Raw genomic sequence first — 13,359 nt, 5'->3', positions numbered from 1 at the left:
CAAGGCGGCGGCCCCTCGCCGAGGTCAGGGTCGCCGCGAAACCCGTTCACCTACCTGAGGAGCCGTCTGTGCCACCCGTCGCGGTCTTCGCCATCGCGCCCTGGGCCTTTCACGATGTCTTCCCCGCCGACCTCATCACCCGGTTGCGGGAGTCGGTGGACGTAGACGCGACGGTGACGTTCACCTCGTTCGACGGGGAGGCGGCCAAGCGGGTGCTGGCCACGGCGGAGATCCTGCTGACCGGGTGGGACTGCCCGCGCATCGACGCCGGGGTGATGAAGGCGGCACCGGGGCTGCGGGCCCTCGTCCACGCCGCCGGCACCGTCAAGGCCATCGTCGACCCCGTCGTGTTCGAGCGCGGGATCGTCGTGTCGTCCGCGGCGGAGGCGAACGCCGTGCCCGTCGCCGAGTACACCATCGCCATGCTCGTCCTCGGCGCGAAACGGGTCTTCGGGCGCGCCGGCCACTACGCGGCCGGCGCCGACCGGTCGACCTGGCAGCCGGGCGCGGGCACCGGGCTGCACCACTGCACCGTCGGCGTGATCGGGGCCTCCCGGGTCGGCCGGCACGTGCTGCGGCGGCTGCGCGACTTCGACGTGGACATCCTGCTGTCCGACCCGTACGTCTCCCCGGAGGAGGCCTCCCGGCTGGAGGTCGAGCTGGTGGACGTGGACGAACTGTGCCGGCGCAGCGACCTGCTCACCGTGCACGCCCCGGCCCTCGCCGAGACCCGCCACCTGCTGGACGAGCGGCGCCTCGGCCTCCTGCCCGACCAGGCCGTCGTGATCAACACCGCCCGCGGCTCGCTGATCGACACCGACGCGCTCACCCGGGTGTGCGCGACCGGTCGCGTCTCGGCCGTGCTCGACGTGACCGACCCCGAGCCGCTGCCGCTGGAGCATCCCCTCTTCCGGATGCCCAATGTGCTCGTCACCCCGCACCTGGCGGGCGCGCAGGGGCGTGAGCTACGGCGGCTGGGTGAGTTCGCGGTCGACGAGGTTGAACGTTTCCTGAGCGGGCGCCCGCTGCGCGGCCGGGTGGAAGCCGCGCAGCTCGGCTACATCGCCTGACGGCTCGCCGAAAGCCTTTTCGCTCCCCGGCGTGGGGAAGTGGCAGGGGATAGGCCGCCGCGCTGATTGACAGGTCCGGAAGATCGGTCTACGTTTCCGAAAACCTTTCATTAAGGAGATTCGACAGAAAGGATTGTTAGCGCTACCACAACCAAGCGCTAGGTTCGATCATTCCCCCCACGCGCTCGATCGGATCGGATCAATCAGGCATGAGAAGAATCATCACGGCCCTGCTGCTCATCGCCGGGTCACTCGCCTTAGGCGCTCCCGCGCAGGCCGCCCAGACCATCGGATTCCCCACCTTCGGCGGCCCGGCGATCCCGGCCGCGCCCGGTACGTACACGACCGGCAACATGATGCAGGCCATCTACGACGCGGAGAGCTCGGGCACGGACTTCTGGATGGACCGGCTGCTCGCCCGCCCCGGCAACGACCCGGCCGGCACCTGGCTCATGTCACGGGGACGCGCCCTGTTCATGAAGACCCACACCCCGGGCACGCTCGGTTTCGCCGGCCAGGTGGCGTACTGGGAGAGCATCAGCAACAACAACGCCTACACCGTGGCCATCACGCCGGGCACCTTCACCGAGCAGGTGAACTCCCGCTGGCAGGCGCCCAGCTACTGGAAGAGCGTGCACACCAGCGGCTCCATCACGGTGAACCAGACGAAGTTCATCACGAACAACAACGTCGCCGTGACGAACCTGTCGATCACGAACGGTGGCTCCAGCTCGACCACGCTGCAACTGCGGGCGACCTCGCCGTACGCCACCTCCGGAAGTGGCAGCGAGCTGACCGGGCAGGTCAACGCCTACAACAACCTCACCACGATCTACCCCCGGCTGACCGGTGACGGTTTCACCGTCTCCAGCGGCGGCCTGAACAGGTCCGTGACGATCGCGGCGGGCGCGACCGTGACCGCCAAGGTGGTCATGGGCTTCGTCACCAACGAGATCCCCGAGTCGCGGACCGAGTACGACGCGTACGCGGGCTACACCAACGCCACCGCCTTCGCCACCCACGTACGGGCCTACAACCTGTGGTGGGCGCAGAACGTGCCCTACATCGACGTGCCCGAGCCGGCCATCAAGAAGAACATCTACTACCGCTGGTGGCTGATGCGCTTCAACAACCTCGACGCCGACATCCCGGGGCAGACGTTCCAGTTCCCCACCTCGACCGAAGGCGTACTGGGCTACAACAACGCCATCGCGCTCACCCAGCCCATGCACATCGACGACCTGAAATACCTGCGCAACCCGATCTACTCCTACGGCGACTGGCTGAGCGTCGGCCAGATCTCGAAGAACGGCCGCTTCCTCGACAACCCGGGCGATCCCGAGAACTGGTCCAACAGCTACACCCAGTACATCGGCGAGGCGGCGTGGAAGAGCTACCAGATCCACGGCGGCCAGCCGGCGATCGCCGCCAACCTGGCGCGCTACGCCGAGGGGGACGTCAAGGGCCAGCTCGCCTATTACGACCACGACAACAACAAGCTCATCGAGTACGACTGGGGCGCCCTGACCGGCAACGACGCCGACGCCGTCTCCTTCCACTGGAAGAGCGGCAACATGGACCGCGCCGAGTCGGCCTACCAGTACAGCGGCGCGCTGGCCGCGGCGCAGGCGTACGAGGCGATCGGCAACACCGCCAAGGCCACCGAGATGCGCACGCTCGCGACGCAGATCCAGAACGCCATCGTCAACGTGCTGTGGAACCCCAGCCGGCAGCTGTTCGAGCACCGGCTGAAGTCCACCAACGAGTGGGTGCCGTGGAAGGAGATCAACAACTACTATCCGTTCTCCGTCGGCGCCATCCCCAACACCACGACGTACAAGCAGGCACTGCGCCTGTTCGACAGCCCCTCCGAGTACCCGATCTTCCCCTTCTACACGGCCAACCAGGTGGACAAGGCGGCCGCGGCGGCGGCGGGCAACCCCGGCTCGAACAACTTCTCCACCATCAACTCGACCGTGCAGTTCCGGCTCTACTCCTCGGTGCTGCGTAACTACGCCAACTCCTGGATGAGCGCGACCGACTACAAGAAACTGCTGTACTGGAACGCCTGGGCCCAGTACGTCAACGGCAACACCCAGTGGCCGGACGCCAACGAGTTCTGGGCCGACTGGAACGGCTCCGCGATCACCTACCGCTCCTGGATCCACCACAACATCCTGGGCAGCAGCAACTGGACCGTGATCGAGGACGTGGCGGGGCTGCGCCCGCGCAACGACGCGAAGGTGGAGCTCTCACCGATCAACATCGGCTGGACCCACTTCACCGTCAACAACCTGCGCTACCGCAACGCCGACCTGACCATCGTCTGGGACGACCCGTCCGACGGCGTGGTCCGCTACCCGGGCGTGCCCGAGGGCTACTCCATCTTCATCAACGGCAGCAGGGTCGCCACGGTCGGCTCGCTGGTGCCGTTCACCTGGGACCCGGCCACCGGCGACGTCACCACGAGCGGCACGGTCAGCTATCACGTGGCCTCGCCGGGGCTGCAGGCCCCCGCGCAGGTGACGCAGACCGGCGCGCGGATGGTGGACATGCTGGCCAAGGCCGGGGTCGACCTGACCGCCGACCTGACCAACCTCGCCTCGGGCGCCAGCGTCTCGACCTCCTCCACCGCCTCGGGCAGCACCGCCGCAGGCGCGGTCGACGGCTTCCCGATCAACGAGCCGTTCTGGGGCGGCACCGGGGCCACCCAGGACTGGTACGAGGTGAACTTCGGGGCCGCCCGCACGCTCAACGAGGTGCGGCTCTACTTCAAGGACAGCCGCCCGGCCAGCGCCACCTACCGGGCTCCCGCCTCGTACGACATCCAGTACTACAACGGCAGCGCGTGGGTCAGCGTGCCGAGCCAGGCCAAGAGCCCGTCGGCGCCGCGGGCCAACTACAACGTGGTGCAGTTCCCGGCGATCAGCGCCCAGCGGGTACGGGTGCTGGCCACCAACGCCTCGGGGGCCAAGACCGGGCTCACCGAGATCAAGATCTACAACCGCGGCGGCACCCAGCAGCCGCCGAGCGGCAACCTGGCCGCCTCGGCGACCCCGTCCGCGTCGAACACCTCCTCCTGGGAGAGCGTCGCCGCCGTCAACGACGGCATCGACCCGCCCTCGTCCAACGACACCGTGAACCCCCGCTGGGGCTGCTGGCCGGAGACCGGGCAGCAGTGGGTGGACCTGACCTGGTCGTCGGCCCAGACCCTGAACCGGGCCGAGGTGTACTTCTTCGACGACGACGAGGGCATCGACATGCCCGCGTCGTGGAAGCTCCAGTACTGGAACGGCACCGCCTACGTCGACATGCCCGGCGCCGGTTCGTACGGGCTGGCGAAGAACCAGTACAACACCGTCAATTTCACCGCCACAAGCACCACCCGCCTGCGGGTGCTGCTGACCGGTAACGGCACCAACTCCGTCGGCCTCCTGGAGGTCAAGGCCTACGGGCCGTGACGGCCGGGGGCGTGCCTTCAGGGGCACGCCCCCTTCACGGCCTCAGCCGCGGGTGTCGATCCAGACGCTGATCGTCGTGTGCGGGCTGATGCCGGTGAACGAGGTCTGCCCTGCGGGCACCCACGGGCCCTCGATGGGGATCAGCCCGACCTCCGGCAGGAAGTGCCGCTGTAGGACATGGATCCGGTGCTCGCCGGTGCCGGAGGCGCAGTAGCTGGAGGCCCACCGCTCCCCGGTGTTGAGCTGGTAGCTGCAGTCGCTGGGGGCGGCGAAGGCGCTGGGCGCCGTCCCGAACACCATTCCGGTGGTGAGGGTGGCCGTCGCGGCGACGGCGGACCATTTTCTCGCGTTCATACAGGGCTCCTGGGTCGGCGAGAATCGTTTAGGAAAGTTTCCTAAGAATAAACAGGGCCGTCAATGGGATGCCGATATACGGTCGGCCTTGTCATACTTCGTTGAACGTTGAGCCTTGCTGCTGGCGCGGCCGTTTCTTGCAAGACCGGAGCCCGGCGGCAGGGTCATCATGAACACATGAACGTTGATCTTTCCGCTGCCACCGCCTTCATGGCCACGCACGCCCGGGTCCTGGACCGCCGCCGCTTCGAGGTCCTGCTGGGCGAGGGTGATCCGGCCGGCGCGCTGGCCGCGCTGGACGGCTACCGTAACCCCGACGGCGGCTACGGCTGGGGCCTGGAGCCCGACCTGCGCTCGCCCGAGAGCCAGCCCGGTGCCGCGCTGCACGCCTTCGAGGTGTTCGAGGACACCGCCCCGGCCGCCACCACGCGGGCCGTCGAGCTGTGCGACTGGCTGGCGTCGGCCTCGCTGCCCGACGGCGGCGTGCCGTTCGCGCTGCCCCGCGCCTCCGACGCCGGCAACGCGCCCTGGTGGGCCGGCGCCGACACCACGGTGTCCTCGCTGCAGATCACCTCCGTCACCGCGGCCACCGCGCACCGCGTCGCCGCCCACCTGCCCGGCGTGGCCGCGCACCCTTGGCTGGAACGGGCCACCCGTTACTGCCTGGACACGATCGCCGCCCTCGACCAGCGGCCGCACGCGTACGTGCTGGCCTTCGCGCTGCGGTTCCTGGACGCCGTGTACGACACCCAGCCGGAGGCCGCCGAACTCCTCGCCCGGCTGGGCACGTACCTCCCGGCCACCGGCCAGGTACACGTCGAAGGCGGCACCGAGCACGAGATGCTCCGCCCGCTGGACTTCGCGCCGTTCCCGGACCGCCCGGTGCGGGCGCTGTTCGCCCCGGAGCTGATCGAAGCCGACCTCGACCGCCTGGCCGGGATGCAGGAGGACGACGGCGGATGGACCGTCGACTACGCCCAGATCTCACCCGCGGGTGTCCTGGACTGGCGCGGCTGCACGACCGTGAGCGCTCTCAGCATCCTGCGCCGCAACGCGCGGACCTGACGCCAGGTCCGATTCCCACGGGAATGCCCGCCCGAAACTCATGATCACGGTAAGCTGCCCTGCATCAAGGTCCCCGACCTGCTGTGCAATGCTGCGCTAAATCCGGCTCAAGTGAGCAGCTCCGAGCTCTTGACAGAAGCGTTCGTGCTCGATTTACTCCGATGAACGCCGGTATCTAACATCCGGCGCCAGAGGTACGCCTAGCCGGTAGATGGCCACGGCCATGAGCCCGGACTTAGTCGCCAGGATCGCTGTCAGCGTCCGAGGCGGGGACGTACCCCCTATATCGTCTGGAGTGCGACGATGAGCCCCACCCGTAGATCTTTAGGCGCTGTGGTGGCCCTTACGGCCGCGTTGGCCGCCACACCGTCGACCGCCTCGGCGGCCGCGTTCACCTTGCCCCCGACACATGCCGGGTTCGACTACCAGATCGGCGGCGCCTACACGCCGCCGACAGGGGTCACCGTGGTCAGCAGGGACAGGTCCGCGGCACCCGCGGCGGGGCTGTACAACATCTGCTACGTCAACGCCTTCCAGGTCCAGCCCGGCGAGGAAAAGGACTGGGACTCCGACCTGCTGCTGCGTGACGCCAACGGCAAGGTCGTCATCGACGAGGACTGGGGCGAGGCGCTGCTGGACCTGCGTACGGACGCCAAGCGCCAGCGGGTCGCCGCGAAGGTGAACTCCTGGATCACCGGCTGCAAGACCAAGGGCTACCAGGCCATCGAGCCCGACAACTACGACAGCTACACGCGTTCGAAGAAGCTGCTGACGGCGTCGAACGCCCAGGCGTACATCCGGCTGCTCAGCAGCCACGCCCACAGCCAGGGCCTGGCCATCGCGCAGAAGAACACCGTGGAGCTGGCCGACTCGCGTACGGCGAACGGGCTCGACTTCGCGGTCGCGGAGGAGTGCGGCCAGTACAAGGAGTGCGGCGACTACACCGCGGCCTTCGGCAACAACGTGATCGTCATCGAGTACACCGCCACCGGTCTGTCGAGAGCGTGCTCCGGCTGGGGCACCAAGCTGAGCATCGTCCGGCGCGACGTGGACGTCACACCCAAGGGCGGCAGCGGATACGTCCGCAAGACCTGCTGAATGGTCTTCTGACCACGGTTTCTGGAGGTAAAGATGGAGCGCGTTGCCCCACCGCCCTCCCGCCGAGACGTCCTACGCGGCGGGTACGCCCTGGCGCTCACGGCGGTGGCGGGAACGGCGCTGGCCGGGTGTGCGAAAGGCGCCGACAGCGGTGTCGGCGCCGACGGGCGGGTCACGATCGAGCTCTGGCACGGTCAGGTCGACACCGCCAAGGACGCCCTGGCGCGACTGGTGGCCGACTTCGAGCGTGCGCATCCCGACATCCGGGTGGACATGGGCGGGGGAGTGCTGGCCGACGCGATGCTGCAGAAGATCACCGCGGCGCTCGCGTCGGGCTCCTACCCCGACATCGCCTTCATCTTCGGATCGGACCTGGCGAACGTCGCGCGCAGCCCGCAGGTGGTTGATCTGACCAGCATGGTCGAGTCCGGTCCCACGCCGTGGAAGGAGTATTGGGCGCCGTCGCGGGCCGCCGTCACGATCAACGGCCGGATCCGCGCGGCTCCCGCGGTGCTCGACTCGCTCGCCGTGGTCTGCAACAAGAAGGTGTTCCGCGACGCGGGGGTGCCCCTGCCCCAGGCGGGCTGGAAATGGCCGGAGTTCATCGAGACGGCCAAGCGGCTGACCGACGCGGGCAGCGGCCGGTTCGGCACGGGCTGGCCGGGCGCGGGCGACGAGGACACGGTCTGGCGGATGTGGCCCCTGATCTGGGACCTGGGCGGCGACGTGGTCGCCAAGGACGGTCGCGGCATCGGGTTCGCCGACGCGGGCACGCAGGCGCTGCAGGTGGTGGAGGCGCTCGCGAAGGACGCGAGCGTCTACATCGACCCCAAGCCCGGCAGCGAGCAGATGTACCAGGTGTTCCAGGCCGGCCGGATGGGGATGGTCGTCACGGGCCCGTGGGGGTTGCCCGACATCCTGGCCGCCAAGATCGACTATGAGGTGGTGCCCCTGCCCAGCTTCAGCGGGCGGCCGATGACGATCTCAGGTCCCGACACCTGGACCATGTTCGACAACGGCGAGGCCCGCGTACGGGCCGGCCGCACCTTCCTGACCTGGCTCATGCAGCCCGCCCAGGACGTGCGCTGGGACGTGGAGGCGGGCAGCATGCCGCTGAGCCGCCTCACCCAGGAGCTGCCCGCCTGGAAGAAGCAGGAGGCGGACACTCCGGGCCTGCCGGTGTTCGTCAAGTCGCTGGAGACGGCCCGGGTCCGCCCCACGCACCCCGCCTACCCACAGATATCCCAGGCGCTCGGGCAGGCCGTCGTCGCCGTCCTGCTCGGCAAGAGCACCCCCGCCGAAGCGCTGCGCGACTGTGCCGACGCGGCCAACGCCGCCCTGCTCATACCGCGCTGAGGAGCGTCGCATGTCGCCTGTGCCCACACCCATCACCATCTCCGGCCACGAGCTGCAGCAGCGAGCCCGGCGCCAGGCCCGCCGCCGGGAGTCGGCGACCGCCTGGTCATTCATCTCCCCGGCCGTCCTGATCATCCTCGGGCTCAGCATCGTGCCCACGGTCTGGTCGTTCCTGCTGTCCTTCCAGGCCGACGACCTGGTCACGCCCAGCCGCTGGGTGGGACTGGACAACTACTACGCGCTGACCAAGGACCCGCACTTCGGTGAGGCCGTCCGCAACACGCTGGTCTACACGGCCCTGTACGTCCCGCTCAGCATCGTGCTGGGACTGGGGCTCGCGCTGGTGCTGAACCGGCGGATCAGGCTGGTCGGCCTGTACCGCACGCTGTTCGTCGTGCCGTTCGTCATCTCGGCCACCGCCCAGGGGACGCTGTTCTCGTTCATCCTCGACCCGCAGTTCGGGGCGGCCAACGCGGTGCTGCGCTGGTTCGGCGTCTCGCCCCAGAACTTCTTCACCGACCCGGCCCAGGCCCTGCTCGTCCTGGTGGCCATCAGCCTGTGGAGCGGTCTCGGGTTCTGCGTGGTGGTGTATCTCGCGGCCCTCCAGGACGTACCGCAGCCGCTGATAGAGGCGGCGCGGCTGGACGGCGCCGGGCGATGGCACCTGCTGCGCCACGTCACCCTGCCCACGCTCACGCCGGTCAGCGTGTTCCTGGTGCTGTGGCAGACCATCAACGCCCTGCAAGTCTTCGACCTGGTGTACGTGACGACCAAGGGCGGCCCGCTCGGCGCCACCACGGTGATCGTCTACTTCATCTGGGAGCAGGCGTTCAAGAACTTCACGGCCGGTTACGGAGCCGCCGCCGCTTATGTCCTCGCCGTGGCCCTGTTCGTGATCGCCGCCGGGTTGCGTGTGGTCCGGGGCCGCGAGCGCAATCGCCTCGAAGGAGCCACCCGATGACGGCGACCGCCACCACCCAGCGTCGGGCCGCGCACACGGGCGTGGGCCGCAAGAGCCGCGTGCGGCTGCCGTTCAGCGCCTGGCACCTGCTCCTGGCGCCGCTCGCGCTGGTCTTCGCGATCCCGCTGATCTGGCTGGTGCTCAGCTCCGTGATGAGCAACGCGGAGATCAACCGGTTCCCGCCCGCGCTGTGGCCGTCGGGGATCAACCTGGGCGGTTTCCGGTACGTGCTCAACAACGCCCTGTTCCCGCGCTGGTTCCTCAACTCGCTGATCGTCTCCGGTGTCGCGGTCGTGTCCAACCTGGTGTTCGGCTCGCTCGGCGGCTACGCGTTCGCCCGCATGCGCTTCTTCGGCTCCCGCACCCTGCTGGTGCTGATGCTGGCCACGATGGCGATCCCGTTCCAGCTCACGATGATCCCGACGTTCCTGGTCATGAAGAGCCTCGGGCTCATCGACTCGCTGGGCGCGTTGATCGTGCCGTCACTGGTCACGCCGTTCGCCGTGTTCCTGCTGCGGCAGTTCTTCCTCTCGCTGCCCAGGGAGCTGGAGGAGGCCGCCTGGATGGACGGGTGCACGAGGCTGCGGGTGCTGTTCCGCATCGTGCTGCCGCTGTCGCGGCCCGCGCTGAGCACCGTGGCGATCCTGACGTTCCTCACCACCTGGAACGATCTGACCTGGCCGTTGATCGCCATCAACCACGACACCCAGTACACCCTGCAACTGGGGCTGGCCAACTTCCAGGGCCGGCACCACACCCAGTGGGCGGCGGTCATGGCCGGGAACCTCATCACCGTCCTGCCGGTGCTGCTCGCCTTCATCGGCGCGCAGAAGTCGTTCATCCGGTCCATCACCTCCAGCGGCCTCAAGGGCTGAAATCACCTCGATCTACAGGAAACCGATGTTCGACCTGCTTGTTGCCGGGGACGCCAACCCCGATGTCATCCTCGGCCCGCTGGACGCTCCGCTCGCCTTCGAGCAGCGCGAACAGCTCGTCGGCGCCGGTGCGCTCACCCTGGGCGGCTCCGCGGCGATCATGGCCTGCGGCGCCGCGCGGCTGGGCCTGCGCGTCGCGTTCGCCGGGCGCGTCGGCGACGACGACGCCGGCCGCTACGTCCGCGCCGCCCTGAACGCCCGCGGGGTCGACACCGAGGCGCTGCGCGTGGACCCGGAGCTGTCCACCCCGCTCACCGTCGTGCTGACCCGCGACGGCGACCGCGCGATCCTGACCGCTCCCGGCACCCTCGCCGCCACCGGTGGCGGCGACGTCCCCGACTCACTGCTCGCCGCCACCAGGCACGTGCACTTCGCCTCCTACTTCCTGATGCCGGGCCTGGCGAAGGCACTGCCCGGCCTGCTGCGCACCGCCCGGGCCCACGGCGCCACGACCTCGCTCGACACCAACGACGACCCCGCCGGGCTGTGGGATCCGGCCGGGCTGGCCGCCGTACTCCCGGAGATCGACATCCTGTTGCCCAACGCGCACGAGGCGCGCCACCTCGCGGGTCACGCCGCGGGCTCCCTGGAAGCGGTCGCCGCCGCGCTCGCCGCGCGCGGGCCGCTGGTGGCCGTCAAGAACGGCGCGGACGGCGCCCTCTGCCACGACGGGGACACGCTCGTCACCACCGGCGGCATCACCGTGACGCCCGTGGACGCCGTGGGCGCGGGCGACAGCTTCGACGCCGGCTTCATCGCGGCGACCCTGAACGGCCTGCTCCCCGACCGCGCCCTGGAGTTCGCCGCCGTCTGCGGCGCCCTGTCCACCCGCGCCCCCGGCGGCACCACGGCCCAGCCCGCCTGGGATGAGGCCGTCGCACACGTCACCAGCAAGGAAAGCAAGCCGACATGAGCACTCCGAAGATCGCATTCATCGGCGCGGGAAGCGTCGTCTTCACCCAGGGCCTCCTCGCGGACATCTTCGCGTTCCCCGAGCTGAAGGACTCCCACATCGCCCTGCACGACATCGACGCCGAGCGCCTGAGCACCGCGGAGGCCGCCGCCCGGCACATCGCCGCCGAACGCGGCGCCCGCCCGCGGATCACCGCGCACGCCGACCGGCGGGAAGCCCTCGCCGGCGCGGACTTCGTCATCAACATCGTCCAGGTCGGCATGGGCGAGGCGACCCGCACCGACTTCGAGATCCCCGCCCGGTACGGCCTGCGCCAGACCATCGGCGACACCCTCGGCGTCGGCGGCATCTTCCGCGCCCTGCGCACGTTCCCGCTGCTGAAGGCCCTGGGCGAGGACATCGCCGCCGTCTGCCCCGAGGCGTGGCTGCTCAACTACACCAACCCGATGGCGATGAACGTCCAGTACCTCGCCGAGGCCACCGGGCTGACCCGCGTGGTGGGGCTGTGCCATTCGGTCTACTGGACGATGCGCGACCTGTCCGACCTGGTGGGCGTGCCGTTCGAGGAGGTGACCTACCGGGCCGCGGGCGTCAACCACCAGGCGTGGGTACTGCGGTTCGAGCACGACGGCGATGACCTGTACCCCCGCCTCGACGCGCTGATCGCCGGCGACGAGCAGTTGCGCCGCCGCGTCCGCGTCGACATGTACCGGCGGCTGGGCTACTACCCGACCGAGACCAGCGAGCACTCCTCCGAGTACGTCCCCTGGTACCTGGGCCACGACAGCGAGATCGAGCGGCTCCGCCTGCCCATCGGCGCCTACCTGGACATCGTCGACCAGAACGTGGCCACCTACGACAAGACCCGCGATGCCCTGGCCGCCGGAGCCCCGCTGCCGGTCGAGGGGACCATGGAGTACGCCCCGCAGATCATCCACAGCATCACCACGGGCACTCCCCGCACGGTCTACGGGAACGTTCCCAACCACGGCCTGATCGCGAACCTCCCCGCCCGGGGCACGGTCGAGGTGCCCTGCCTGGTCGACGCGATGGGCGTGCAGCCCACCCGCGTCGGCGAGCTGCCCCCGCAACTGGCCGCGCTCAACCGCGCCTACCTCAGCATGAACGACCTGGTCGTACGGGCCGCGCTGGAGGACGATCCCCGCCACATCCGGCACGCCGCCATGATGGACCCGGCGACATCCGGGGCCCTGCCCGTCGAGCGGATCTGGCAACTGTGCGACGACATGGTCGCGGCCCACGCCGACCGCCTGCAGCCCGGCCTGCGTGCGAACCTGGGATAAAGGCGCCGGGAAGGATGGGCCGCATGGCCAAGAAGCTGAGCCGCAAGCTGTACGAGAAGGAGCTCTTCCGCCTGCAGGGAGAGCTGGTGAAGCTGCAGGAGTGGGTGCGGACCGAGGGCCGGCGGGTGGTGGTGATCTTCGAGGGCCGCGACGCCGCCGGGAAGGGCAGCACGATCAAACGGGTGTCGGAATACCTCAACCCACGCGTGGCCAGGATCGTCGCGCTGCCGGCCCCCACCGAGCGGGAACGCAGCCAGTGGTACTTCCAGCGGTACATCCAGCATCTGCCCGCCGCAGGACAGATCGTGTTCTTCGACCGGAGCTGGTACAACCGGGCCGGGGTCGAGCAGGTGATGGGCTTCTGCACCCAGGAGGAGTACACCCGCTTCCTCCACCAGTGCCCGATCTTCGAGCGGCTGCTGGTGGAGGACGGGATCCTGCTGCGCAAATACTGGTTCTCGGTGAGTGACGACGAGCAGGAGCGGCGCTTCCACGCCCGGCTCGGGGACCCGATGCGGCAGTGGAAGCTGTCGGAGATGGACCTGGAGTCGATCACGCGGTGGGAGGAGTACTCCCGGGCCAAGGACCAGATGCTGATCCACACCCACATCCCTGAGGCGCCCTGGTATGACGTGGAGAGCGAGGACAAGCGGCGGGCCAGGATCAACATGATCTCCCACCTGCTGTCGAGCATCCCCTACCAGGAGGTCCGGCGGATCCCGCTGAAGATCCCGGCCCGGCCTCCCGCGACCGGCTACCGCCGGCCGCCCAGGTTGGAGACGCACGTGCCCGACGCGGCGGCGAAGCTCGCCGGGCACTGATCCCGCAGGCGGGACGACCGC

General features: G+C 69.2%; 11 protein-coding genes. 10 read left to right on the top strand and 1 reads right to left on the bottom strand.

Going from position 1 to position 13,359, the window contains the following annotated elements; all coding sequences use genetic code 11:
* Positions 1-68: 68 nt before the first annotated feature.
* Both KLK06_RS26030 and KLK06_RS26025 read left to right on the top strand, forming a co-directional pair.
* Positions 69-1,070 (top strand): hydroxyacid dehydrogenase, encoded by a 1,002-nt coding sequence (locus tag KLK06_RS26030; protein WP_308168447.1) that lies wholly within the window; start codon positions 69-71, stop codon positions 1,068-1,070.
* A gap of 209 nt (positions 1,071-1,279) precedes the next feature.
* Positions 1,280-4,531 carry a discoidin domain-containing protein gene (locus KLK06_RS26025; RefSeq protein ID WP_214638239.1) on the top strand — a complete coding sequence of 1,084 codons (3,252 nt, stop codon included), beginning with the start codon at positions 1,280-1,282 and terminating at the stop codon, positions 4,529-4,531.
* Between the two features lie 42 nt (positions 4,532-4,573).
* Here KLK06_RS26025 and KLK06_RS26020 read toward each other — a convergent pair whose 3' ends face one another.
* Entirely contained in the window at positions 4,574-4,885 is a 312-nt protein-coding gene (locus KLK06_RS26020; RefSeq protein WP_214638238.1) for a hypothetical protein, read from the bottom strand.
* Positions 4,886-5,062: 177 nt separating this feature from the next.
* Here KLK06_RS26020 and KLK06_RS26015 point away from each other — a divergent pair, with 177 nt between their 5' ends.
* The 8 genes from KLK06_RS26015 to ppk2 all read left to right on the top strand — a co-directional run bounded on the left by KLK06_RS26015 (position 5,063) and on the right by ppk2 (position 13,338).
* Positions 5,063-5,950 carry a hypothetical protein gene (locus KLK06_RS26015; RefSeq protein ID WP_214638237.1) on the top strand — a complete coding sequence of 296 codons (888 nt, stop codon included), beginning with the start codon at positions 5,063-5,065 and terminating at the stop codon, positions 5,948-5,950.
* Positions 5,951-6,286: 336 nt separating this feature from the next.
* Complete coding sequence (locus KLK06_RS26010) at positions 6,287-7,048, top strand: endo alpha-1,4 polygalactosaminidase (protein ID WP_214638236.1); 762 nt, start codon at positions 6,287-6,289, stop codon at positions 7,046-7,048.
* A 33-nt stretch (positions 7,049-7,081) separates the two neighbouring features.
* Positions 7,082-8,404: an extracellular solute-binding protein gene (locus tag KLK06_RS26005; RefSeq protein WP_214638235.1), complete on the top strand. Its 1,323-nt coding sequence runs from the start codon at positions 7,082-7,084 to the stop codon at positions 8,402-8,404.
* Between the two features lie 10 nt (positions 8,405-8,414).
* Positions 8,415-9,365 carry a carbohydrate ABC transporter permease gene (locus KLK06_RS26000; RefSeq protein ID WP_214638234.1) on the top strand — a complete coding sequence of 317 codons (951 nt, stop codon included), beginning with the start codon at positions 8,415-8,417 and terminating at the stop codon, positions 9,363-9,365.
* The gene (locus KLK06_RS25995; protein ID WP_214638233.1) at positions 9,362-10,240 is read left to right on the top strand and encodes a carbohydrate ABC transporter permease; all 879 of its coding nucleotides are present in this window, start codon (positions 9,362-9,364) and stop codon (positions 10,238-10,240) included. Before KLK06_RS26000 ends, KLK06_RS25995 begins: the two co-directional genes overlap by 4 nt.
* Positions 10,241-10,265: 25 nt before the next feature.
* Positions 10,266-11,213 (top strand): carbohydrate kinase family protein, encoded by a 948-nt coding sequence (locus KLK06_RS25990; RefSeq protein WP_214638232.1) that lies wholly within the window; start codon positions 10,266-10,268, stop codon positions 11,211-11,213.
* Positions 11,210-12,517 carry an alpha-glucosidase/alpha-galactosidase gene (locus KLK06_RS25985; protein WP_214638231.1) on the top strand — a complete coding sequence of 436 codons (1,308 nt, stop codon included), beginning with the start codon at positions 11,210-11,212 and terminating at the stop codon, positions 12,515-12,517. Before KLK06_RS25990 ends, KLK06_RS25985 begins: the two co-directional genes overlap by 4 nt.
* A 23-nt stretch (positions 12,518-12,540) precedes the next feature.
* Positions 12,541-13,338 carry a polyphosphate kinase 2 gene (gene ppk2 / locus KLK06_RS25980; RefSeq protein ID WP_250906036.1) on the top strand — a complete coding sequence of 266 codons (798 nt, stop codon included), beginning with the start codon at positions 12,541-12,543 and terminating at the stop codon, positions 13,336-13,338.
* Positions 13,339-13,359 lie beyond the last annotated feature (21 nt).

It is taken from the genome of Nonomuraea sp. NEAU-A123, from assembly GCF_018603905.1.
Taxonomy (GTDB): Bacteria; Actinomycetota; Actinomycetes; order Streptosporangiales; family Streptosporangiaceae; genus Nonomuraea.
This window is presented reverse-complemented; position numbering and strand designations above follow the sequence as displayed.

What these genes read in the sequence shown, in the direction of transcription:
- KLK06_RS26025 (WP_214638239.1), top strand. Translation starts at nt 1,280, where the DNA reads ATGAGAAGAATCATCACGGCCCTGCTGCTCATCGCCGGGTCACTCGCC.
- KLK06_RS26020 (WP_214638238.1), bottom strand. Translation starts at nt 4,885, where the DNA reads ATGAACGCGAGAAAATGGTCCGCCGTCGCCGCGACGGCCACCCTCACC.
- KLK06_RS26015 (WP_214638237.1), top strand. Translation starts at nt 5,063, where the DNA reads ATGAACGTTGATCTTTCCGCTGCCACCGCCTTCATGGCCACGCACGCC.
- KLK06_RS26005 (WP_214638235.1), top strand. Translation starts at nt 7,082, where the DNA reads ATGGAGCGCGTTGCCCCACCGCCCTCCCGCCGAGACGTCCTACGCGGC.
- KLK06_RS26000 (WP_214638234.1), top strand. Translation starts at nt 8,415, where the DNA reads ATGTCGCCTGTGCCCACACCCATCACCATCTCCGGCCACGAGCTGCAG.
- KLK06_RS25995 (WP_214638233.1), top strand. Translation starts at nt 9,362, where the DNA reads ATGACGGCGACCGCCACCACCCAGCGTCGGGCCGCGCACACGGGCGTG.
- KLK06_RS25990 (WP_214638232.1), top strand. Translation starts at nt 10,266, where the DNA reads ATGTTCGACCTGCTTGTTGCCGGGGACGCCAACCCCGATGTCATCCTC.
- KLK06_RS25985 (WP_214638231.1), top strand. Translation starts at nt 11,210, where the DNA reads ATGAGCACTCCGAAGATCGCATTCATCGGCGCGGGAAGCGTCGTCTTC.
- ppk2 (WP_250906036.1), top strand. Translation starts at nt 12,541, where the DNA reads ATGGCCAAGAAGCTGAGCCGCAAGCTGTACGAGAAGGAGCTCTTCCGC.